An 840-nucleotide genomic window follows, 5' to 3' on the forward strand; every position below is an offset into this window, starting at 1 on the left:
CGCGGCCGCCGCTCGGCCCGCGTCAGTGATCCGGTATTCGATATCGCCGGATGGAAGCGGTTCGGTTTCGACGAGACCCAGCTCCACCAGCCGAGCCACAATCTCATGGTCGAACATCGGCGGGCTGACCCAGGATTCGCCGAGAAGCTTCCTCAAAAATTCGCGCTCCAGATCGGTTAGTTCCATCCCGAACTCCGCTCGCCCAGAACAATGCCACCGAGGCTTTGCCAGGAACGGAGCCATCGTCCTCCCGTTGACTCCAGAAGACAACATCCGGGAGATCAACATGGCCATGGAAGATCGCGAGACCTTCAGCCTGATCGGAAGCGACAAGGTCGAGGGCACGAATGTCTACGGGGCCGACGGGGAAAAGGTCGGCTACATCGAGCGCGTCATGATCGACAAGGTCAGCGGCAAGGTATCGTACGCGGTGCTCAGCTTCGGCGGCCTGCTGGGCATCGGCGACGACCACTATCCGCTGCCTTGGCAGGCGCTGAAGTACGACACCAACCTCGGCGGCTACGTCACCGGCATCACCCAGGACCAGCTCCGCAGCGCTCCCAAATACGCCGACGAGAGCAGTTGGAATTGGAGCGATCCCGCGACCGCACGCTCCGTGAATGCCTATTACGGTGTGCCGGTGGCTTGAGGCGGCCAGGGCACTCGCGGGACAACGTGCCCGCAGTCACGCCAGACGATCCGCATCGGTTGTCGAGGAGACTTGAAAAGTGAGCAATCCCCTTCGTGTTCTCGTGGTCGAGGATGAAGCTCTGATCTGCAGCTTCATCGAGGACGCCTTGTCGGACGGCGGCTTCGAGGCCTGCTCGGTCCATTCGGGAG

2 protein-coding genes are annotated in these 840 nt (G+C 61.8%); one reads left to right on the forward strand and one right to left on the reverse strand.

Features of this window, described 5'->3' with window-relative positions:
* Positions 1–186: hypothetical protein (locus AC1D00_RS43395; RefSeq protein ID WP_028175462.1), on the reverse strand; the 186-nt coding region annotated here is incomplete at its 3' end.
* 100 nt (positions 187–286) lie between these two features.
* On the opposite strand from AC1D00_RS43395, the gene AC1D00_RS43400 reads away from it, so the two are divergent.
* Complete coding sequence (locus tag AC1D00_RS43400) at positions 287–649, forward strand: PRC-barrel domain-containing protein (RefSeq protein WP_135179495.1); 363 nt, start codon at positions 287–289, stop codon at positions 647–649.
* The last annotated feature ends 191 nt before the right edge of the window (positions 650–840 follow it).

It is taken from the genome of Bradyrhizobium sp. P2_E8, assembly GCF_056403875.1.

What these genes read in the sequence shown, in the direction of transcription:
- AC1D00_RS43400 (WP_135179495.1), top strand. Translation starts at nt 287, where the DNA reads ATGGCCATGGAAGATCGCGAGACCTTCAGCCTGATCGGAAGCGACAAG.